Below are 19,771 nucleotides of genomic sequence, written 5' to 3'. Positions count from 1 at the left end.
TTTTTGAGGAGGCTATATATGATCTGGCATCTGATTGCCGCAATCTGCGCAGCCCTGGCGGGTGCGGGAATCGCATTGGTATTACGCAGCCTGACGCGCAAGCGGCTGCCGAAGTGGATCATTCCGGCATTCGCGGGTCTGGGGATGCTTTCCTATACCATCCACTATGAATACACCTGGTTCGATGCCAAGCAGGTGCGCCTGCCGGAAGGTTCCGTGATCGTCTCGAGCGAAAAGGGCGACATGCTCTGGCGCCCCTGGACGGCCCTGTTCCCGATGCCGCTGGCCTATACGGTGCTGGATTCCGCCAATGCGCAGATCGAGGAGACCAGTCGCGGGCGCATGGGCCGTTTCGTGCTGTATCGCTTCGAGAAGCAGCACCTGATGTCCACCGTGACCAGCGCCACCTATCAGCTGCTCTGCAGCGAGCAGGCGATGTTCAGGCTCAATGAGGCCGGTCAGGCGAAGTTCGAAACCATGACCAGGCTGGAGCAGGACGCGCCGCTGTATCGGGCCATCTGTGCCGCCAACGGCTGAGCGGCCGCTGCGGACTTAGCGCCCCCGGTCGAATCGATGCATCCGGGGACCGGGCTTGCCGCTTCGAGCGTCTGACAGGAACAACAATCAGGACGGAGAGCTTGTCATGTCGGTTTCGTTCAAGATGGATAACCTGCCCTTCAGTCTGCTGGATGCGCGGGAGCAGGCCTTGCTGAGCGACAGCCTGGAGATTGCCAGCTTCCACAAGGGCGAGGCGATCATCGAGGCGGGCAAGCCGCCGCAGGGCGTATTCGTCATTGCCAGAGGCCGCGTCGCGGAAAGCGATGTGGCCGAGCCGGATGCCGATGGCAAGCCGCTGGCCAGCCACGTTTTCGTGCATTACGAGGACGAGGACTATTTTGGCGGCTGGTCCGCGATCAATGGCGTGGCGATCCACAACTTCATCGCGGTCGAGGAAACCATCGGCCATGTGCTGCCGACCAGGATCCTGCTGGAGCTGATGGCCAGCAACCCGCGGTTTGCCGACTACTTCCAGCAGAGCCTGGCGGCCAAGCGGGAGATCGTCGCGCAGCACGGGCAGGGCCAGGACATGACCGAGTTCATGCTGGCCCGGATCAGCGATGGCATGGTGCGCGAGCCGCCGATCGTGGCGGGCGGCACCAGTCTGCACGAGGCGACCCGCCTGATGCGCGAGATGAAGTCGGACTGCCTGCTGGCGAGGAAGGGCAACCGCTACGGCATGGTGACCCGCACCGACCTGCTCGATGCGGTGGTGCTGAAGGGGATGCCGCTGGCCACGGATGTCGCCGAGATCGCCAGCTACCGCCTGGTCACCGCGGAGCCCGACGACTACCTGTTCAATGCACTGATCCTGATGACCCAGCATCAGATCGAGCGGGTCGTGGTCATGGGCGAGGACGGCGCCCTGGTCGGGGTCGTCGAGCTGACCGATGTGCTCAGCCACTTCTCCAGCCATTCCCACGTCATCGGCCTGCGCGTCGAGCGCGCCAACACCATCGAGGAACTGCGCGAGGCGGCGCTGGGGCTCACCGACCTGATCCGCGCGCTGATCTCCACCGGGGTGAAGATCCGCTTCACCATGGAGCTGCTGGCCGCCATGAACGGACGGATCATTTCCAGGCTGTTCGATCTGCTCATTCCCCAGGACATGCGCCCGCACGTCTGCCTGATCGTGATGGGCTCCGAGGGGCGCGGCGAGCAGATCATGAAGACCGACCAGGACAATGCGCTGCTGGTGCGCGACGGGCTGGAGTGGCCCGGGATGATGGACACCATGCGCCACTTCAGCGAGACCCTGATCAGCTTCGGCTTTCCGCCCTGCCCGGGCAACATCATGGTGTCCAATCCCGAGTGGGTGAACTCGATCGAGGAGTGGGCGCGCAAGCTGACGCACTGGAGTCACAGCTACGATGGCGCGTCGGTGATGAACCTGGCCATCGCCGTGGACAGCAAGCCGATCGCCGGCAACATCGCCCTGTTCAAGGTGGCGAGGAATGCCTTCCTGCGCCGGGTGCAGAGCAACGACATCTTCTTCTCGCACTTCGCCAAGGCCGCGCTGAACTTCGATACGCCGCTGACCATCTTCGGCAACCTGCGCGACAAGGAGCAGCTGGACATCAAGAAGGGCGGCATCTTCCCCATCGTCCACGGGGTCAGGACCATGGCGCTGGAGCAGCGCATCCTGGAGACCAACACCTTCAGGCGCATCGAGGTGCTGGTGGCGATGGGCCGGATGGACAAGGCCATGGGCGAGAACCTCGGCGAGGCTCTGTCGATCTTCATCCAGTTGCGCCTGAACCAGCAGATGCAGCGTATCGAGGCCAGTGCGAAGGGCCAGGACCGGACCCCCAACCTCATCGACCTGCAGAAGCTGAACAAGCTCGAGCGCGACCTGCTGCGCGATGCCCTGCATGTGGTGAAGGACTTCAAGAAGCTGTTCGCGTTGCGTTACCACATCAACGCCTGAGGCGCGGCCGGCACGCGGCCGCTCTGCGCGGCGTCCGCAGGCCCACGCAGGTCGCCGCGCTCAGATGGAGCGCTGCGCGGCCTCGCGGGCGCGCTGCCAGTACCTGACCCGCTCGGCCAGTTCGTCGACCCGCTCGATGCCCATGCGCCGGGCGCGGTTGAACAGGATCAGGGCGATTTCCGCAGTGGCCAGGGCATCCGCCGAGGCGTGATGGCGCTGGGCGATGTCGAGGCCGAAGTAGTCCATCCAGAAATCCAGGCTGCCGCGCCGGGTCAGCACCTCGGGGAACAGCATGGGCGCCAGGTCGGCGACGTCGAGGAAGGGGTTCTCCAGGCTGTAGCCCAGTTCGTGCTTCAGCGCGCGGGTCAGCATGCGCTGGTCGAAGGGCGCGTGGAAAGCCAGCATCACGCTGTCGGCGGCGAACTCCATGAAGCTGAGCAGGGCCTCGGCCGGCGGCTGGCCGGCGGCCAGCTCGCTGGGCGCGATGCCGTGGATCAGCACGGCCTCGTTGACCTTGACCTGGCGGCGCAGGGTGCATTCGAACTGCTGCGCCATGTCGATGGCGCCACCGTCGATGGCGACTGCGCCGATCGAGATGACGATGTCGCGGCTGAGGTTCAGGCCGGTGGTTTCCAGGTCGAGCACCACGAAGCGCTGCCGGTGCAGCGGGGTAGCCAGCGCCGGCGGCGGAGGCGGCGGCAGCGCCCGCAGGCGCTGGCGCTGCTGGTCGTCGAGTTCCAGGTGGCGGCGCTGCAGGCGGGACAACAGGGCGCGGATCGGATTCATAGCTGGTAGCGCACGCTCAGGCTGCTCTGCAGGCGCTGGGCCTGGCGGAAGGACTCGCGCAGGATGCGCCGGTCCAGTTGATTGAGGGTGTCGGGATCGAGGCGGTTGCTCAGCGGCTGGCCGGCGCGCTCCTGGCGCTGGTGCAGCTGCATGCGCGTCATCTGGATGAAGTGGTAGGCCTCCTCGTAGGCGGCGGCGTCCTGGGCCTTGAGCACGCCGCGCGCGCCCAGCTGGCGCAGGCGTTCGAGGGTGTTGCACTCGCCGATGCCATGGGCGAGGGCGAGGATGCGCACCCCTTCGACGAAGGGCATCAGGCCTTCCACCTTGATGTCCAGGGTGTCCTTGTCGTCACCGCGGCTGGCGACGATGAAGTCGCGGAAGCGGCCGATGGGTGGCGGATGGCGCAGGGCGTTGACCGCCATCATGTGCTGGAACAAGCTGTTGCCTTCGATCATCTGCAGCAGCGCTTCCTGGAGCTGCCGGCAGCCTTCGCTCGGCCCCCAGACCGGGCGCAGGTCGAAGAAGATCGACGAGTGCATCAGGTTGTCGCGGGTCGGACTCTGGATCATCCCGCTGAAGCGGCGCAGCCACTCCTGACGCGACAGGCACAGCTCCGGGTTGCCGGCCATGATGTTGCCGTTGCACAGGGCGAAGCCGCAGCGGTCCAGCGCGGCGTTGATCGCCCGGGCCAGCGGCAGCAGGCGCTGGCGGATCCGTTCGGCCTCCTCGGGGCTGGCGGCCTCGAACAGGATGCCGTTGTCCTGGTCGGTGAGCAGCGCCTGCTCGCGGCGCCCCTCGCTGCCGAATACCAGCCAGGTGAAGGGCACGCCGGGATCGCCGTGCGCCTCGATCATCAGCTCGATGACCCGCGCCACGGTGTGGTCGTTGAGCAGGGTGATGATGTGGGTCAGCTGCTCCGGGTTGGCGCCATGGGCGAGCATGTTGTCGATCAGGTGGGCGATTTCCTCGCGCAGTTCGACCAGGGTGTCGATATGCGGCGCCGCGCTGATGGTGCGCGCCAGATGCACCAGGTCGACGCGCTGCAGGGAGAACAGGTCGCGCTCGGACAGCACGCCGACCAGCCGGCCCATCTCCACCACGCAGATGTGGGCGATGCGCCGCCGGGTCATGGTCAGCGCCGCCTCGAAGGCGGTGGCGGTCGGCGGCAGGTGGATGGGATCGGGGGTCATCAGCTCGTCGAGCGGCTGCTGCAGGTCGCCGCTGCCGTCGGCGATCACCCGGCGCAGGTCGCGCAGGGTGAAGATGCCGATGGGGTAGTGGCGGTCGTCGATCATGATCAGGCTGCCGACGTGCTTCTCGTGCATCAGCTTCACCGCATCGCGCAGGCTGATGCCGCTGCGGCAGGTCACCGGCTCGGGGGCGGCGAGGATGTTCAGCCGGGTCTCCAGCGAATAGCGGGCGCCGAGGCTTTCCGCAGCCTGCATCTGCACCTGCTGCTGCACCTGGCCGACCAGGCTGCTGACCCCGCGCAGGGCGAAGTCGCGGAAGGCCTCCGACTGGTTGTAGGTGTGGACGAAGGCGGCGCGGCCGAGCTGCAGGCAGAAGGTGTCCTCGGCGGCGATGTAGTGGCTGCGGGTGGCGCGCTCGCTGACCATGGCCGCCACCGGGAAGCATTCGCCCGGGGCGATCTCCTGGGTGGTCTCCATGCCGTCGCCGCTGAGGGTCGGCCGCTGGCCGAGCACCAGCCCCTGCTTGACGATGTAGACATCCTCGATCTTGCCGTCGCTCGGGCCGACGATCGGATCGCCGGCGGCGTAGAAGCGCAGGCGGCACTGCTCGACCATCTGCGCCAGGTGGCTGAGTTCCATCTGGTTGAACGGGGCATAGCGCAGCAGGAAGTGCATGGTGCCCTGGATGTTCTGCAGGACGGCGGTCTTGCCGACCTCCGCGAAACCATCGTTCTTGCTCATCTTGTGGTTCTCCGGGGGGCGTCCGTTGATGATTCGCGCGGCACCCTGGCGCAGCCCCTGATCTGCGCCAGGCTGGCTGCACTCAGGGCTGCGACGCGATGGCCTGTTCCACGGCCGCGAGCAGTTTCGCATCATCCGGTCCGGTCATGCTGGAGAAACTGGCCACCACCTTGCCCTGGCGGTCGATCACGTACTTGTAGAAGTTCCAGCGCGGCGGCCCGCTCTGCGCGGCGAGGTTGCGGAACAGCGGGATGGCCTCCTGGCCGGTGACCTTCTGCACGGCGCTCATGCTGAAGGTGACGCCGTAGTTGACGTAGCAGACCGTGGCGGTTTCCGCGGCGTCGTCGGCCTCCTGGCGGAAGTCGTCGGACGGCACGCCGAGCACCTCGAGGCCCTGGCCACGGTAGCGCTGGTAGAGCGCCTCCAGGCCCTTGAACTGGCCGGTGAAGCCGCAGTGGCTGGCGGTGTTGACCACCAGCAGCGGCTTGCCGGCGAAGCGGCACAGGTCGATGGGTTCCTTGCCGCGCAGGGGCGGCAGGCTGCCTTGCAGCAGCGGGCCGCAGTCGGCGGCCTGGACACCGAGGCTGCCCAGCAGCAGGGGCAGGCCGAGGAGAAAACGTAAACGGCGCATGGCTGTCTCCGGAGTGGGTCTGTCAGGTACCCATCGGGCCACGCTAACCGCCCGTCGTGTCGCTGGCAATCGGCCATTGGCCGTGTCCGGCCGGTTTTTGCCGGGCCACAACGCACGACGCGCCGCCTCCCGGGGGAGCGCGGCGCGTCGTGGACGGGAGCGCAGGGCGCTCCCGGGTTGCCGGCAGGCCGGCGGGGTATTACTGGGCGTTGCGAGCCTTGAACTCGCGACGACGGCGGTGCAGCACCGGCTCGGTGTAGCCGTTGGGCTGCCTGGTGCCTTCGATGCACAGTTCCAGGGCGGCCTGGAAGGCGATGTTGTCGTCGAAGTTCGGCGCCATCGGCCGGTACAGCGGGTCGTTGGCGTTCTGGCGGTCGACCACCAGAGCCATGCGCTCGAAGGTCTCGCGCACCTGGGCCTCGGAGCACACGCCGTGGCGCAGCCAGTTGGCGATGTGCTGGCTGGAGATGCGCAGGGTGGCGCGGTCTTCCATCAGGCCGATGTCGTTGATGTCCGGCACCTTGGAGCAGCCGACGCCCTGGTCGATCCAGCGCACCACGTAGCCGAGGATGCCCTGGGCGTTGTTGTCCAGCTCGTTCTGGATCTCCTCGGCGCTCCAGCTGATGCTCGGCGCCAGCGGGATGGTCAGGATGTCGTCCAGCGAGGCGCGCTCGCGCTTGGCCAGCTCCTGCTGGCGGGCGAACACGTCGACCTTGTGGTAGTGCAGGGCGTGCAGCGCGGCGGCGGTCGGCGACGGCACCCAGGCGGTGTTGGCGCCGGCCATCGGGTGGACGATCTTCTGCTCGAGCATGCCGGCCATCAGGTCGGGCATGGCCCACATGCCCTTGCCGATCTGCGCGCGACCGGACAGGCCGGTGGCCAGGCCGATGTCGACGTTCCAGTTCTCGTAGGCCTTGATCCAGGCGGCGTTCTTGATGTCGCCCTTGCGGATGAAGGCGCCGGCCTCCATGGAGGTGTGCAGCTCGTCACCGGTGCGGTCGAGGAAGCCGGTGTTGATGAACACCACGCGCTCGCGGGCGGCCTTGATGCACGCCTTGAGGTTGACGGTGGTGCGGCGCTCCTCGTCCATGATGCCGACCTTGAGGGTGTTGCGCGCCAGGCCGAGGACGTCCTCGATGCGGCCGAACAGCTCGTTGGTGAAGGCGGCTTCTTCCGGGCCGTGCATCTTCGGCTTGACGATGTACACGCTGCCGGTGCGGCTGTTCTTGCGGCTGGTGTTGCCGCTGAGGTTGTGGATGGCGATCAGGCTGGTGACCAGGCCGTCCATGATGCCTTCCGGCACCTCGTTGCCGTCCTTGTCGAGGATCGCGTCGTTGGTCATCAGGTGACCGACGTTGCGCACGAACAGCAGGGAACGACCGTGCAGGGTCAGCTCGCCGCCATTGGCCGCGGTGTAGACGCGGTCCGGGTTCATGGTGCGGGTGAAGGTGGTGCCGCCCTTGGCCACTTCCTCGGCCAGGTCGCCCTTCATCAGGCCCAGCCAGTTCTTGTAGGCGATGACCTTGTCTTCGGCATCGACCGCGGCGACCGAGTCCTCGCAGTCCATGATGGTGGTCAGCGCGGCTTCCATCAGCACGTCCTTCACGCCCGCCGCGTCGGTCTTGCCGATCTGGCTGTTGCGGTCGATCTGGATCTCGAAGTGGATGCCGTTGTTCTTCAGCAGCACGGCCTTGGGCGCCGCGGCTTCGCCCTGGAAGCCGATCAGCTGGGCCGGGTTCTGCAGGCCGGTGCTGCCGTTGGCCAAGCTGACGACCAGCTTGCCGCCGTCGATGGCGTAGCCGGTGGCGTCGACGTGGGAGGCGCCTTCCAGCGGCGCGGCCTCGTCGAGGAAGGCGCGGGCGAAGGCGATGACCTTGGCGCCGCGCAGCGGGTTGTAGCCGGCAGTCTTCTCGGCGCCGTCGGTTTCCGGGATGGCGTCGGTGCCGTACAGGGCGTCGTACAGCGAGCCCCAGCGGGCGTTGGCGGCGTTCAGGGCGAAGCGCGCGTTCATCACCGGCACTACCAGCTGCGGGCCGGCCATGCGGGCGATCTCGTCGTCGACGTTCTCGGTGGTGGCCTGGAAGTCTTCGGCTTCCGGCAGCAGGTAGCCGATTTCCTGCAGGAAGGCCTTGTAGGCCACGGCGTCGTGGCCCTGGCCGGCGCGCTCCTGGTGCCAGGCGTCGATCTTGGCCTGCAGCTCGTCACGCTTGGCCAGCAGGGCGCGGTTCTTCGGCGCCAGGTCGTGGATCACGCTGTCGGCGCCAGCCCAGAACTGGTCGGCGCTGACGCCGGTACCGGGAATGGCTTCGTTGGTGACGAAGTCGTAAAGGGCTTTGGCGACCTGCAGGCCACCGACTTGCACGCGTTCAGTCATTGCTTGCCTCACTCTGCTTGGCAGCCGCCTGGGACTGCGGCCACGCCGTTCATGTAGTGCTCGGTCGCTGGATACTACATGAAGCCGGATGAGAAATGTATGAAGGGCAGGGCGCACTTCGACAAAAGTCGTGGAAAACCGCGACCCAAGGCCGATGCGGGGTGGTTGTCCACAGCGCCTGCGGGGCTGTGGCCGGTGGTGCCCGGCGCTTGTCCCCGTTTGGCGTGGATGGGGCTGTGGACAAGCATGGGGCACAGTGCTGCAGGCCAGGCATGGCGCGGCCTGCAGGCGATCGATCGATTCTTGATCAGCGCCGCCGGGGTTATGCACGGCGGACGTGGATGCGCCTGTGGACAACCTCTGGAGCGCTGGCTGCAGCCCAGTGCCGGCGGGGTCTGGCGGCATCTGGCTGTTTTTTGAGCAGGATTTTTTCCACAAGCTGTGGAAAAGCCGCTTTCGCGGCCCTGTGCACAGGCCATTGTTGTCCACACAGGAGGTGGATCAGGGTGTGGACAAGCTGCGCGCAGCTGGCTGCAGGCCACGGCTGGCGTGGCCTGCAGGCGATTGGTCGAATCTTGATCAGCGCCCGGCGGGCACGTCGGCACGGGGTTTTCCACAGCGGCGGGGGATCAGCCTGTGGATAAGCTCGGGATGGATCGCCAGGCCGCGCCAGCCGCGGGCTGCGCAGGGGGTCTGGCGATTTTCTGCACAGCCCGGTCGCTGGCGCTTGTGCACAGTGGAGGTGAACCACCCTGTGGACAACCTCGGGGCAGTCCGCTGCAGGCCGCGGCTGGCGCGGCCTGCAGGGTGTTGATCGAAAAACGATCAGGCGGGACTGGCGGCGCGGCGCAGCCCGCGCAGGCTGTCGAGGCTGAACACGGCGAGGCCCAGCCAGATGCAGGCGAAGGCCAGCAGCTGCGGGCCCTGCAGCGGCTCGCCGAACAGCAGCACCGCCTGCAGCAGCACCAGGGTCGGCGCCAGGTACTGCAGGAAGCCGAGGCTGGCGTAGGACATGTGCCGTGCGGCGGCGTTGAAGCAGACCAGCGGGATCAGCGTCACCGGCCCGGCGGCGGCCAGCCACAGGGCGTCGCTGCCGCTCCAGAAGCCGGGCTGGGCGCTCTGCGCGGCCGGATGCAGCAGCAGCCAGCCGAGCGCCGCCGGCAGCATCAGCCAGGTTTCCACCACCAGGCCGGGCAGCGCCGCCACCGGCGCCTGCTTGCGGATCAGGCCGTAGAAGGCGAACGACAGCGCCAGCAGCAGGGAGATCCACGGCAGGCTGCCGAGCTGCCAGACCTGCTGGGCCACCCCGGCGGCGGCGAGCAGCACCGCCAGCCACTGCAGCGGGCGCAGGCGCTCGCCGAGCAGCAGCATGGCCAGCAGCACGTTGAGCAGCGGATTGATGTAGTAGCCGAGGCTGGCCTCGACCATGTGGCCGTTGTTCACCGCCCACACGTAGGTCAGCCAGTTGGTGGCGATCAGCGCGCCGCTGGCGGCGAGGATGGCGAGGCGGCGCGGGTTGTCGCGCAGCTCGCGCCACCAGCCCGGATGCTTCCAGGCCAGCAGCAGCAGGCTGCCGCACAGCGCCGACCAGAGCACGCGGTGGACGATGATCTCGAGGGCGGGGATCTGCTCGATGGCCTTGAAGTACAGCGGGAACAGGCCCCAGATGAGGTAGGCGGTGAGGCCCAGGACAAGCCCCCGGCGCGGGGTGGCGGTGCTCATGGCGGCTCCAATTATTAGGAAGCTAAGTAAATGAGTGCACCATTCTAGGGCCTGGCCGGGTGGCTGTCTGTGGCGGCGCGGTGCCGGCACGGGCCGCCCGGCACGCCGCCGTCAGCTTTTCCTGACAGTTCAGTACAGGCGCAGCGGTTCCTCGTCGAGCGCCGCCAGTTGCTCGCGCAGGGTCAGCACCTGCTCGCCCCAGTAGCGCTCGCTGCCGAACCAGGAAAAGCTCATGGGAAACGCCGGGTCGTCCCAGCGCCGCGCCAGCCAGGCGCTGTAGTGGATCAGGCGCAGGCTGCGCAGGCCCTCGATCAGCGCCAGCTCGCGCGGGGCGAAGTCGTGGAACTCCTGGTAGCCGTCGATCAGCTCGCTGATCTGGCGCAGGCGCTCCTGGCGCTCGCCGGCCAGCAGCATCCACAGGTCCTGCACCGCCGGGCCCATGCGGCAGTCGTCGAGGTCGACGATGTGGAAGCGCTCGTCGCGGTACAGCAGGTTGCCGGGGTGGCAGTCGCCGTGCAGGCGGATCGCCTGGTAGGGCGTGGCGGCGAACAGCGCATCCAGGCGCGCCAGCAGGTCGCGCGCCACCGACTCGTAGGCCGGCAGCAGGCTGCGCGGGATGAAGTTGCCGTCGAGCAGGGTGGCCAGCGACTCGTGGCCGAAGTTGGCCACCGTCAGCGCCTCGCGATGCTGGAACGGCCGGCTGGCGCCGATGGCGTGCAGGCGGCCGAGCAACTGGCCGAAGCGGTACAACTGGTCAAGATCGCCCGGCTCCGGGGCATGGCCGCCGCGGCGCGGGAACAGGGCGAAGCGGAAACCGGCGTGCTCGAACAGGCTGTCGCCGCCGACCAGCAGCGGCGCCACCACCGGCACCTCGTGGGCTTCCAGCTCGAAACTGAAGGCGTGCTCCTCGCGGATCGCCGCATCGCTCCAGCGCCCGGGGCGGTAGAACTTGGCGATCAGCGGCACCTCGCCCTCGATGCCGACCTGGTAGACGCGGTTCTCGTAGCTGTTCAGCGCCAGCACGCGGGCGTCGCTGAGAAAGCCGAGGCTTTCCACGGCGTCCAGCACCAGGTCGGGGGTGAGGGCGGAGAAGGGGTGGCTCATGGCGGGCTCCAGTCGGTGAGCCCGCAGTGTACCCCCTGCCGGTCGCGTCAACCGCCGATGAAGTTGAACAGGGCGTACATGAGAGCGCCGAGGATCACGAAGAACAGGCAGTACTTGGCGAGCAGCAGCAGCTTGCCCTCGCCGGGGATCTCCGCGTTGCAGTGCGGGCAGCGGCGGGCGTGGCGCTCGACTTCCCGGTGACACTCGCGGCAGTGGGCGATGCTCATGGCTTTTGTTCCCCCGACCTGATGTGGTTGATGCGTTCCCTCTGCACACAGCGTAGCCCGTCAGTCCGGCGCCGGGGTGCGCGCCAGGCAGTAGACGTCGACCCGCGCCGCGCCGGCCCGGCGCAGCAGGCGCGCCAGCGCCTCGGCGGTGGCGCCGGTGGTCAGCACGTCGTCGACCAGGGCGACATGGCGGCCGGCGAGGGCCTGCGCATCGACCAGGGCGAAGGCGCCGCGCAGGTTGCGCCGGCGCGCCGCGGCGTCCAGACCCTGCTGGGCCGCGGTGTCCTGCGGGCGCAGCACGAGATCCTCGCGCACCTCGATGCGCAGGGCCTCGCCCAGCCAGCGCGCCAGCAGCGCCGCCTGGTTGAAGCCGCGCCGGCGCAGGCGCGCGCGGGCCAGCGGCACCGGCAGCAGCAGTTCGGGGCGCGGCAGGCCTTCCAGATGGGCGTGGCGCAGGTGCTCGGCGAGCAGCGCGCCGAGCAGGCGACCGAAGGGCCAGGCGCTCTGGTGCTTGAAGCGGGTGACCAGCGCGTCGACCGGGAAGGCGTAGCGCCACGGCGCCTCGACCCGCGCGAAGCTCGGTGGACGCCGCAGGCAGGCGGCGCAGGTCAGGCCCGCCGCCGGCAGCGGCAGGGCGCAGACGCTGCACTGCGGCCCCAGCCAGGGCAGCTCGTCCTGGCAGGCGCTGCACAGGGCGTGGGCGGTGTCGGCGGGGCCATCGCAGAGCAGGCAGGCGCCGGGGCGGCGCAGGGCGGCAGCGTGGCTCTGCAAGCGCTGTATGAATTTCGTCCAGATGTAAACCATGCCTTTCCCTGCGGTTGACAGCCTCTCCGCTGCCCGGAGAAGATGCGGCATCCGTGCCGCCCCGCCACTCTAGCAGGGGTGTGCTGTCCCCATAACAAGGAACACCGCCCGATGAGTGCCAACGCTTCCCTGCGCCACGACTGGACCCTCGACGAGGTCCGCGCCCTGTTCACCCAGCCGTTCAACGACCTGATCTTCCAGGCCCAGGGCGTGCACCGCCAGCACTTCAACGCCAACGAGGTGCAGGTGTCGACCCTGCTGTCGATCAAGACCGGCGCCTGCCCGGAAGACTGCAAGTACTGCCCGCAGTCCGGCCACTACAACACCGGCCTGGACAAGGAAAAGCTGATGGAGGTGCAGAAGGTGCTGCAGGCCGCCGCCGAGGCCAAGGCCATCGGCTCGACCCGTTTCTGCATGGGCGCCGCCTGGAAGCACCCGAGCGCCAAGGACATGCCCTACGTGCTGGAGATGGTCAAGGGCGTCAAGGCCATGGGCCTTGAGACCTGCATGACCCTCGGCACCCTCGACCAGGAGCAGACCATGGCCCTGGCCGACGCCGGCCTCGACTACTACAACCACAACCTCGACACCTCGCCGGAGTTCTACGGCAACATCATCACCACCCGGACCTACGCCGAGCGCCTGCAGACCCTCGGCTACGTGCGCGAGGCAGGCATGAAGATCTGCTCCGGCGGCATCCTCGGCATGGGCGAGTCGCTGGACGACCGCCTGGGCCTGCTGATCCAGTTGGCCAACCTGCCGGAGCACCCGGAGTCGGTGCCGATCAACATGCTGGTCAAGGTCAAGGGCACCCCGCTGGCCGAGGCCGAGGACGTCGATCCGTTCGACTTCATCCGCACCCTGGCGGTGGCGCGCATCCTTATGCCGCAGTCGCACGTGCGCCTGTCCGCCGGTCGCGAGCAGATGAACGAGCAGATGCAGGCCCTGGCCTTCCTCGCCGGCGCCAACTCGATCTTCTACGGCGAGAAGCTGCTGACCACCGGCAACCCCGAGGCCGAGCGCGACATGCGCCTGTTCCAGCGCCTGGGCATCAAGCCCGAGGCCCGCGAGGAGCACGCCGACGAGGTGCACCAGGCCGCCATCGAGCAGGCGCTGGTCGAGCAGCGCAATTCGCAGCTGTTCACCGACGCCGCCGCTTCCGTCTGATTCTGTAGGGGCGAATTCATTCGCCTGGGCGCGCCCTGGGCGAATGAATTCGCCCCTGCATGCCGTTTGTCGCCTGGAGCCACGCCGTGCCCTTCGACCTCGCCGCCCGTCTCGCCGCCCGCCGCGCCGACAACCTGTTCCGCCAGCGCCCGCTGCTCGAAAGCCCGCAGGGCCCGGAGGTGGTGGTCGACGGCCAGAAGCTGCTGGCCTTCTGCTCCAACGACTACCTCGGCCTGGCCAATCACCCCGAGGTGATCCGCGTGCTGCAGCAGGGTGCGGAAAAGTGGGGCGTCGGCGGCGGCGCCTCGCACCTGGTGATCGGCCACAGCCAGCCGCACCATGAACTCGAAGAGGCGCTGGCCGAGTTCACCGGCCGGCCGCGCGCGCTGCTGTTCTCCACCGGCTACATGGCCAACCTGGCCGCGGTCACCGCGCTGGTCGGCCAGGGCGACAGCGTGCTGGAGGATCGCCTCAACCACGCCTCGCTGCTCGACGCCGGCCTGCTCTCCGGCGCGCGCTTCTCGCGCTACCTGCACAACGATGCCGCCAGCCTGGCCAGCCGCCTCGCCAAGGCGAGCGGCAACAGCCTGGTGGTGACCGACGGCGTGTTCAGCATGGACGGCGATCTGGCCGACCTGCCGGCGCTGTGCGCCGCGGCGAAGCAGAAGGGCGCCTGGCTGATGGTCGACGACGCCCACGGCTTCGGCCCGCTGGGCGCCAGCGGCGGCGGCATCGTCGAGCACTTCGGCCTGGGCCTGGAAGACGTGCCGGTGCTGGTCGGCACCCTCGGCAAGGCCTTCGGCACCGCCGGCGCCTTCGTCGCCGGCAGCGCGGAGCTGATCGAGACGCTGATCCAGTTCGCCCGCCCGTACATCTACACCACCAGCCAGCCGCCGGCGGTGGCCTGCGCCACGCTGAAAAGCCTCGAACTGCTGCGCACCGAGGGCTGGCGCCGCGAACACCTGAATGCGCTGATCGCCCGCTTCCGCGCCGGCGCCGCCGAGCTGGGCCTGACCCTGATGGACAGCCCGACGCCGATCCAGCCGCTGCTGATCGGCGACAGCGCCCGTGCCGTGGAATTCTCCCGCCTGCTGCGCGAGCGCGGCCTGATGGTCGGCGCCATCCGCCCGCCCACCGTGCCGGCCGGCACCGCGCGGCTGCGGGTGACCCTGTCCGCCGCGCACAGCTTCGCGCAGCTCGAGCGCCTGCTCGAAGCGCTGGGCGAATGTCAGGCGCTGCTGCCGCCGCTGGAGGAATGAACGCCATGACCCGACTGATCCTGCTGCCCGGCTGGGGCCTCGGCCCGGCCGCGCTGCAACCGCTGGTGGCCGCCCTCAACGAACAGGGCCTGCCGACCGAGCTGGCCGAGCTGCCGGCGCTTGAGTCCGCCGATCCCGAGATTTGGCTGGCCGAGCTGGACGCGCGCCTGAGCGCCGATTGCTGGCTGGGCGGCTGGTCGCTGGGCGGCATGCTCGCCGGCGCGCTGGCCGCACGGCGCGGCGCGCGCTGCAAGGGCCTGCTGACCCTGGCCAGCAACGCCTGCTTCGTCGCCCGCGCCGACTGGCCGGGCGCCATGGCCGCGGATACCTTCGCCGCCTTCCGCGCCGGCTGCGCGACCGATGCCGCCGCCACCCTCAGGCGCTTCGCCATGCTCTGCGCCCAGGGCGGCGCGGAGGCCCGCGCGCTGGGTCGCCAGCTGCAGCAGGGCCTGCCGGCGCAGGAGCTGGCGCAACTGCTCGCCGGCCTCGACGTGCTGGCCGCGCTGGACAACCGCGCGGCGCTGGCGAGTTTCGCCGGCCCGCAACTGCACCTGCTGGCCGAGGCCGACGCCCTGGTGCCGGCCGAGGCGGCCGCGGCCCTGCTGGCGCTGCTGCCGGCCGGCGAGGTCGACCTGCTGGAGGGCAGTGGCCACGCCTGCGTCCTCGAGCAGCCGCAGGCGCTGGCCGCGCTGCTCGCCGAGTTCGTCCGCGAGGCCGGCGATGACTGACGCCGCCCTGCCCGACAAGCGCCAGGTCGCCGCCTCCTTCTCGCGCGCCGCGGCCAGCTACGACAGCGTCGCCGAGCTGCAGCGTGCGGTCGGCGCCGAGCTGCTGGCGCGCCTGCCGGCCGATTGCCAGCCCGCGCGTTGGGTCGACCTGGGCAGCGGCACCGGCCATTTCAGTCGCGCGCTGGCCGCGCGTTTTCCGCAGGCCAGCGGCACCGCGGTTGACATCGCCGAGGGCATGCTGCGCCACGCCCGCCCGCTGGGCGGCGCCAGCCGCTTCGTCTGCGGCGACGCCGAGCGCCTGCCGCTGGCCTCCGCCAGCCAGCAGATGATCTTCTCCAGCCTGGCCCTGCAGTGGTGCGCGGACTTCGCCGCCGTGCTGGCTGAGGCGCGCCGCGTGCTGGCGCCGGGCGGGGTATTCGCCTTCAGCAGCCTGTGCGTCGGCACCCTGCAGGAACTGCAGGGCAGCTGGCAGGCGGTGGACGGCTTCGTCCACGTCAACCGCTTCCGCCGCTTCGAGGACTACCGGGCGCTGTGCGCCGCCAGCGGTCTTGAAGTGGTCGAGTTGGCGACGGAGCGGCGGGTGCTGCACTACGCCGACCTGCGCCAGCTGACCCACGAGCTCAAGGCCCTCGGCGCCCACAACCTCAACCCCGGCCGCCCCGGCGGCCTCACCGGCCGCGCGCGGGTGCGCGCACTGGTCGAGGCTTACGAGCGCTTCCGCGACGACCACGGCCTGCCGGCCAGTTGGCAGGTGTTGTACGGGGTGCTGCGCAAGCCCTGAGCTGATGCATGATGGCTCCCACGCTCCTGCGTGGGAGCCAGACTCTACGGACGCTCCTGCGTCCGGGACGCGGGAGCGTCCCTGGCTGCGTGCCCACGCAGGAGCGTGGGCACGATCACTACCGAGGACAATCGCCCCATGACCGCTGCCTTCTTCATCGCCGGCACCGACACCGAGATCGGCAAGACCACCATCGCCGCCGGCCTGCTGCACGCTGCCCGCTCGCGCGGGCTGTCCACCGCGGCGGCCAAGCCGGTGGCCTCCGGCTGCGAGCGCACCCCGCAGGGGCTGCGCAACGGCGACGCGCTGGCGCTGCTCGGCGAGTGCTCGCTGGCGCTGGACTACGCCGAGGTCAATCCGTTCGCCTTCGAGCCGGCCATCGCCCCGCACCTGGCGGCGCGCGAGGTGGGTGTCGAGCTGACTGTCGACGCGCTGCTGCCGCCGGTGCGCCAGGTGCTGGCGCGCAGCGCCGACTTCGCCCTGGTCGAGGGCGCCGGCGGCTGGCGGGTGCCGCTGGCCGGTCGCGAGAGCCTGTCCGATCTGGCCGTGGCCCTGCGGCTGCCGGTGATTCTGGTGGTCGGCGTGCGCCTGGGCTGCATCAACCACGCCGTGCTGACGGCCGAGGCGATCGCCCGCGACGGCCTGAACCTGGCCGGCTGGGTGGCCAACCTGGTCGATCCGGCCACCTCGCGGCTCGACGAGAACCTCGCCACCCTGGCCGAGCGCCTGCCGGCACCCTGCCTGGGCCGCGTGCCGCGTCTGGCCGAGGCATCGCCGGCGGCGGTCGCCGCGCATCTCGACCTGGCGCCGCTGCGGCTCTGAGTCCTCAGCGCGCCGGCACCTGCTGGCGCTGGATCTCGCGGCGCTTCATCTGCAGGTAGTCGTCCAGTGCGGGCTCCTGCAGCTGGCGCGGGTAGCGGCTGACCCCGGCGTGCCACAGCTGCAGGCGCCGTTCGGCCTGCACGGCCGGCGGCGCCGCCAGGGCGTCGAGGTAGGCCTCGATGGCCAGGTAGTAGCGCATCACGTTGCGCTCGACCGCGCCGCGCAGGCCGTCGACGTGGATCGGCTGGCCGCGCTCGTCGCGGCCGACGACGCTGAAGCCCAGCTTGTCGCGGCCGAGGGTCATCAGGTAGCCCTGCATGGCCAGACGCGCGCGCAGGCCGTAGGCGTGGGCATAGGACAGGTGCAGGAAGCTGCGCTGCGCGTCGAGGGGCGCCAGCTCCACGCGCATGCGGTGGCCGCTGGTGCCCAGCGGTCCGCTGTCGGCGTCCAGCGCCAGCGCCAGGTAGTCGGGACGCGCGCTCAGCACGCGGAAGCGGAAGGCGAACGGCTGGGTGTCGTCCAGCGGCTGCTCGAACTTGCGTCCGAGGTTGAGTTCGAGCCGATCGCCGGGCCGCACCCGGCAGCCCTTGACGTTGGGATGCAGGATGAGGATGTCGCACCAGTGGCCGACGTCCTGCAGCGCCGCGCCGAGCACGGCGAAGGGCTGCCCGAAGCGGGCGTGGACGTCGCCCTGCAGGGTGCCGTCGCCGACCTGCGAGGCGATGTGCAGCGGGCGCCGGTACGGGTTGCTGTCCAGCTGCTCGCGCAGGGCGGCATGGCGCGCCTGCAGGCTGGCGGCATCCTGCGCCGCCGCCAGCGAGGCGAACAGCAGGGCGACCAGCAGCGCCAGCCACCGTTTGTCGGCGCCCCCGCGAGGCGCCCGGTCCGCGACCATGGGTGTGCCTCCCCCGCGCCGTGCCGCCCGGAAAGCATAGGTGCCCGCCGCGGCCGGAGCGGCCGCCGGCGCCGAACGGCTTGCCGAGCGGGGCGATCGGCCATACTGTCGAGCAACGACAGACGGTTTCAGAGGACGATCACCATGCCCGACTACAAGGCCCCCCTGCGCGACCTGCGCTTCGTCCGCGACGAGCTGCTCGGCTACCCGCAGCACTACCAGAGCCTGCCCGCCTGCCAGGACGCCACCCCCGACGTGGTCGACGCCATCCTCGAGCAGACCGCGCAGTTCTGCGAGGAGGTGCTGGCGCCGCTCAACCGGGTCGGCGACCTCGAGGGCTGCACCTGGACGGCGGAGGGGGTGAAGACCCCGAGCGGCTTCAGGGAGGCCTACCGCCAGTATGTCGAGCTGGGCATGCCGAGCCTGGCCCACGAGCCGGAGCACGGCGGCCAGGGCCTGCCCGAGTCGCTGGGCCTGGTGGTCAGCGAGCTGGTCGGCGAGGCCAACTGGGCCTGGGGCATGTACCCGGGGCTGGCCCACGGCGCGATGAACACCCTGTCGGCGCACGGCACGGAAGAGCAGAAGGCGGCCTATCTGCCCAGGCTGGTGAGCGGCGAGTGGACCGGCACCATGTGCCTGACCGAGCCGCACTGCGGCTCCGACCTCGGCCTGTTGCGCACCCGCGCCGAGCCGCAGGCCGACGGTTCCTACAAGATCAGCGGCACCAAGATCTTCATCTCCGCCGGCGAGCACGACCTGGCCGACAACATCGTGCACATCGTCCTCGCCCGCCTGCCCGACGCCCCGGCCGGCACCAAGGGCATCTCGCTGTTCATCGTGCCCAAGTTCCTGCCCGCGGCGGATGGCGGAATCGGCCCGCGCAACGCGCTGTCCTGCGGCTCGCTGGAACACAAGATGGGCATCCACGGCAACGCCACCTGCGTGATGAACTTCGACGGCGCCACCGGCTGGCTGATCGGCCCGGCCAACGAGGGCCTCAAGTGCATGTTCACCTTCATGAACACCGCGCGCATCGGCACCGCCCTGCAGGGCCTGGCGCACGCCGAGGTGGCCTTCCAGGGTGCGGTGAAATACGCCCGCGAGCGCCTGCAGATGCGCGCCCTCAGCGGGGCCAAGGCGCCCGACAAGCCGGCCGACCCGATCATCGTCCACCCCGACGTGCGGCGCATGCTGCTGACCATCAGGGCCTTCGCCGAGGGCAACCGCGCGCTGATCTACTACGCCGCCAGGCTGGTCGACGTGGTGCGCTACAGCAGCGACGAGGTGGCGCGCAAGGAGGCGGACACCCTGCTGGCCTTCGTCACCCCGATCGCCAAGGCCTTCGCCACCGAGACCGGCTTCGAGAGCGCCAGCCTCGGCATGCAGGTGTTCGGCGGCCACGGCTACATCGCCGAGTGGGGCATGGAGCAGAACGCCCGCGACAGCCGCATCGCGCTGATGTACGAGGGCACCACCGGCATCCAGGCCCTCGACCTGCTGGGGCGCAAGGTGCTGCTGACCCAGGGCGAGACGCTCAAGGCCTTCACCAGGGTCGTCCACAAGTTCTGCAAGGCCCACGAGGGCGACGCGGCGCTGGCCGAGTTCGTCGCCCCGCTGGCCCAGCTCAATCGGGAGTGGGGCGAGCTGACCCTGCAGATCGGCATGAAGGCCGTGCAGGACCGCGAGGAGGTCGGCGCCGCCGCGGTGGACTACCTGATGTACTCCGGCTACGCCTGCCTGGCGTACTTCTGGGCCGACATGGCGCGCGTGGCGCAGGAGAAGCTGGCCGCCGGCACGGACGAGGCCGCCTTCTACCGCGCCAAGCTGCACACCGCGCGCTTCTACTTCCAGCGCATCCTGCCGCGCACCCGCACCCATGTGGCCTGCATCCAGGCCGGCGCCGGCAGCCTGATGGCGATGGGCGAGGAGGAATTCGAACTCGGCCATTGAGCATCGCCCGGCTGCTGCGCCGGTCGATGCTGGCCATGCGTAAGCATAGGCTTACACAAGGTGGGGGCTAACCGCCCTAGGAACTCCCCGGCCCGGCAACTAACC

General features: G+C 69.4%; 17 protein-coding genes. 8 read left to right on the top strand and 9 right to left on the bottom strand.

From position 1 onward, the window contains the following. The first annotated feature begins 18 nt into the window (after window positions 1-18). Window positions 19-537, top strand: a complete 519-nt coding sequence (locus E5198_RS07525) for a hypothetical protein (protein ID WP_136489381.1) — start codon at window positions 19-21, stop codon at window positions 535-537. Window positions 538-643: 106 nt separating this feature from the next. Then, the gene (locus E5198_RS07520; RefSeq protein WP_136489380.1) at window positions 644-2,485 is read left to right on the top strand and encodes a putative nucleotidyltransferase substrate binding domain-containing protein; all 1,842 of its coding nucleotides are present in this window, start codon (window positions 644-646) and stop codon (window positions 2,483-2,485) included. Between the two features lie 60 nt (window positions 2,486-2,545). Here E5198_RS07520 and E5198_RS07515 read toward each other — a convergent pair whose 3' ends face one another. The 8 genes from E5198_RS07515 to E5198_RS07480 all read right to left on the bottom strand — a co-directional run bounded on the left by E5198_RS07515 (window position 2,546) and on the right by E5198_RS07480 (window position 12,064). Beyond that, the gene (locus tag E5198_RS07515) at window positions 2,546-3,271 is read right to left on the bottom strand and encodes a PolC-type DNA polymerase III (protein WP_136489379.1); all 726 of its coding nucleotides are present in this window, start codon (window positions 3,269-3,271) and stop codon (window positions 2,546-2,548) included. Next, a complete protein-coding gene (locus E5198_RS07510; protein ID WP_136489378.1) occupies window positions 3,268-5,202 on the bottom strand; it encodes a putative nucleotidyltransferase substrate binding domain-containing protein in 1,935 nt (644 codons plus the stop codon). Before E5198_RS07510 ends, E5198_RS07515 begins: the two co-directional genes overlap by 4 nt. A gap of 82 nt (window positions 5,203-5,284) precedes the next feature. Next, on the bottom strand, window positions 5,285-5,833 hold the full coding sequence (locus E5198_RS07505) for a glutathione peroxidase (RefSeq protein ID WP_136489377.1): 549 nt from the start codon (window positions 5,831-5,833) through the stop codon (window positions 5,285-5,287). Between the two features lie 199 nt (window positions 5,834-6,032). Continuing rightward, window positions 6,033-8,207, bottom strand: a complete 2,175-nt coding sequence (locus E5198_RS07500) for a malate synthase G (protein WP_136489376.1) — start codon at window positions 8,205-8,207, stop codon at window positions 6,033-6,035. 825 nt (window positions 8,208-9,032) lie between these two features. Further along, window positions 9,033-9,929, bottom strand: a complete 897-nt coding sequence (rarD, locus tag E5198_RS07495) for an EamA family transporter RarD (RefSeq protein ID WP_136489375.1) — start codon at window positions 9,927-9,929, stop codon at window positions 9,033-9,035. A 129-nt stretch (window positions 9,930-10,058) separates the two neighbouring features. Continuing rightward, window positions 10,059-11,033 (bottom strand): serine/threonine protein kinase, encoded by a 975-nt coding sequence (locus E5198_RS07490; protein ID WP_136489374.1) that lies wholly within the window; start codon window positions 11,031-11,033, stop codon window positions 10,059-10,061. Between the two features lie 47 nt (window positions 11,034-11,080). Continuing rightward, on the bottom strand, window positions 11,081-11,260 hold the full coding sequence (locus tag E5198_RS07485; RefSeq protein WP_136489373.1) for a hypothetical protein: 180 nt from the start codon (window positions 11,258-11,260) through the stop codon (window positions 11,081-11,083). Between the two features lie 60 nt (window positions 11,261-11,320). Beyond that, entirely contained in the window at window positions 11,321-12,064 is a 744-nt protein-coding gene (locus tag E5198_RS07480) for a ComF family protein (protein WP_136489372.1), read from the bottom strand. A 111-nt stretch (window positions 12,065-12,175) separates the two neighbouring features. Here E5198_RS07480 and bioB point away from each other — a divergent pair, with 111 nt between their 5' ends. The 5 genes from bioB (at window position 12,176) to bioD (ending at window position 16,821) form a co-directional block, all read left to right on the top strand. After that, the gene (gene bioB, locus E5198_RS07475; protein WP_136489371.1) at window positions 12,176-13,231 is read left to right on the top strand and encodes a biotin synthase BioB; all 1,056 of its coding nucleotides are present in this window, start codon (window positions 12,176-12,178) and stop codon (window positions 13,229-13,231) included. 86 nt (window positions 13,232-13,317) lie between these two features. Further along, window positions 13,318-14,490: an 8-amino-7-oxononanoate synthase gene (bioF, locus tag E5198_RS07470; protein WP_136489406.1), complete on the top strand. Its 1,173-nt coding sequence runs from the start codon at window positions 13,318-13,320 to the stop codon at window positions 14,488-14,490. A gap of 5 nt (window positions 14,491-14,495) precedes the next feature. Continuing rightward, entirely contained in the window at window positions 14,496-15,218 is a 723-nt protein-coding gene (locus tag E5198_RS07465; RefSeq protein WP_136489370.1) for an alpha/beta fold hydrolase, read from the top strand. Further along, window positions 15,211-15,999 carry a malonyl-ACP O-methyltransferase BioC gene (gene bioC / locus E5198_RS07460; RefSeq protein WP_136489369.1) on the top strand — a complete coding sequence of 263 codons (789 nt, stop codon included), beginning with the start codon at window positions 15,211-15,213 and terminating at the stop codon, window positions 15,997-15,999. The genes E5198_RS07465 and bioC overlap by 8 nt, the downstream gene beginning before the upstream one ends. A gap of 138 nt (window positions 16,000-16,137) precedes the next feature. Beyond that, window positions 16,138-16,821, top strand: coding sequence for a dethiobiotin synthase (gene bioD / locus E5198_RS07455; protein WP_136489368.1), 684 nt, complete (start codon window positions 16,138-16,140; stop codon window positions 16,819-16,821). A gap of 4 nt (window positions 16,822-16,825) precedes the next feature. Here the strand turns inward: bioD and E5198_RS07450 are convergent, their stop codons facing one another. After that, window positions 16,826-17,716: a hypothetical protein gene (locus tag E5198_RS07450; protein WP_136489367.1), complete on the bottom strand. Its 891-nt coding sequence runs from the start codon at window positions 17,714-17,716 to the stop codon at window positions 16,826-16,828. A 144-nt stretch (window positions 17,717-17,860) separates the two neighbouring features. Between E5198_RS07450 and E5198_RS07445 the strand changes: the two genes are divergently transcribed. Continuing rightward, window positions 17,861-19,666 carry an acyl-CoA dehydrogenase C-terminal domain-containing protein gene (locus tag E5198_RS07445; protein WP_136489366.1) on the top strand — a complete coding sequence of 602 codons (1,806 nt, stop codon included), beginning with the start codon at window positions 17,861-17,863 and terminating at the stop codon, window positions 19,664-19,666. Window positions 19,667-19,771: the final 105 nt, after the last annotated feature.

Origin of the sequence: Pseudomonas sp. A-1, from assembly GCF_004801855.1 — a bacterium.
In the GTDB taxonomy this organism is placed as follows: Bacteria; Pseudomonadota; Gammaproteobacteria; order Pseudomonadales; family Pseudomonadaceae; genus Geopseudomonas.
Note: the sequence above shows the minus strand (reverse complement) of the source record. Positions and strands in the feature narration are given on the sequence as shown.

Bases quoted from the DNA above. Each gene is read 5' to 3' on its own strand.
- E5198_RS07465 (WP_136489370.1), top strand. From the start codon at position 14,496: ATGACCCGACTGATCCTGCTGCCCGGCTGGGGCCTCGGCCCGGCCGCG.
- E5198_RS07450 (WP_136489367.1), bottom strand. From the start codon at position 17,716: ATGGTCGCGGACCGGGCGCCTCGCGGGGGCGCCGACAAACGGTGGCTG.
- rarD (WP_136489375.1), bottom strand. From the start codon at position 9,929: ATGAGCACCGCCACCCCGCGCCGGGGGCTTGTCCTGGGCCTCACCGCC.
- bioD (WP_136489368.1), top strand. From the start codon at position 16,138: ATGACCGCTGCCTTCTTCATCGCCGGCACCGACACCGAGATCGGCAAG.
- E5198_RS07515 (WP_136489379.1), bottom strand. From the start codon at position 3,271: ATGAATCCGATCCGCGCCCTGTTGTCCCGCCTGCAGCGCCGCCACCTG.
- E5198_RS07485 (WP_136489373.1), bottom strand. From the start codon at position 11,260: ATGAGCATCGCCCACTGCCGCGAGTGTCACCGGGAAGTCGAGCGCCAC.
- bioB (WP_136489371.1), top strand. From the start codon at position 12,176: ATGAGTGCCAACGCTTCCCTGCGCCACGACTGGACCCTCGACGAGGTC.
- E5198_RS07520 (WP_136489380.1), top strand. From the start codon at position 644: ATGTCGGTTTCGTTCAAGATGGATAACCTGCCCTTCAGTCTGCTGGAT.
- E5198_RS07445 (WP_136489366.1), top strand. From the start codon at position 17,861: ATGCCCGACTACAAGGCCCCCCTGCGCGACCTGCGCTTCGTCCGCGAC.
- E5198_RS07500 (WP_136489376.1), bottom strand. From the start codon at position 8,207: ATGACTGAACGCGTGCAAGTCGGTGGCCTGCAGGTCGCCAAAGCCCTT.
- bioC (WP_136489369.1), top strand. From the start codon at position 15,211: ATGACTGACGCCGCCCTGCCCGACAAGCGCCAGGTCGCCGCCTCCTTC.
- E5198_RS07525 (WP_136489381.1), top strand. From the start codon at position 19: ATGATCTGGCATCTGATTGCCGCAATCTGCGCAGCCCTGGCGGGTGCG.
- E5198_RS07505 (WP_136489377.1), bottom strand. From the start codon at position 5,833: ATGCGCCGTTTACGTTTTCTCCTCGGCCTGCCCCTGCTGCTGGGCAGC.
- E5198_RS07480 (WP_136489372.1), bottom strand. From the start codon at position 12,064: ATGGTTTACATCTGGACGAAATTCATACAGCGCTTGCAGAGCCACGCT.
- E5198_RS07490 (WP_136489374.1), bottom strand. From the start codon at position 11,033: ATGAGCCACCCCTTCTCCGCCCTCACCCCCGACCTGGTGCTGGACGCC.
- E5198_RS07510 (WP_136489378.1), bottom strand. From the start codon at position 5,202: ATGAGCAAGAACGATGGTTTCGCGGAGGTCGGCAAGACCGCCGTCCTG.